This is a genomic window from Paenibacillus sp. P5_B5 (genome assembly GCF_056400365.1).
Window position 1 is genome coordinate 1 of record NZ_JBFULK010000057.1, and the last position, 552, is coordinate 552.

Genomic DNA, 552 nt, shown 5'->3' on the forward strand with positions numbered 1-552 from the left:
CATTGACCGTGATGCCGCGGCTGGCCACCTCCAGTGCAAGGGATTTTGTGGCCGAATGCAATGCGCCTTTGGCAGCCGAATAATTCACCTGTCCGCGGTTGCCTGCCACTGCGGCGACCGACGTGATGTTGATGATACGCCCCCAGCGCGTACGGATCATCGGCATCATCAAGGGCTGGGTGACATGAAAAAAACCATTCAGCGAGACGTCAATGACCTGTTGCCATTGCCGCAGCTGCATGCCCGGAAAGACCGCGTCGTCATGGATGCCGGCGTTGTTCACGATCACCTGGACCGGCCCCTGCAGCAGCAGGGTTTCCAGGGCAATGGCGGTTGCGGCGGCATCAGTGACATCAAACGCCACAGCCTCCGCATGACCGCCTGCCGCCTGGATGGAGGCCACCAGCGCTAAGGCGGCATCAAGGCCGCGGTTGGCATGCACGATGACGTGAAATCCATCGGCAGCCAGTTGCCGGCAAATGGCCGAGCCAATGGCGCCACTGCCACCGGTGACCAGCGCGCGTTTGAGTACGGAGGCGTTAATGCAGTCCC

At 61.4% G+C, this 552-nt stretch carries 1 protein-coding gene; it reads right to left on the bottom strand.

Annotation, left to right across the window (positions count from 1 at the left end):
* Positions 1-552, bottom strand: a 552-nt coding sequence (locus AC1DOK_RS24515) for an SDR family oxidoreductase (protein WP_477556888.1), incomplete at both ends; no start/stop codon positions are given.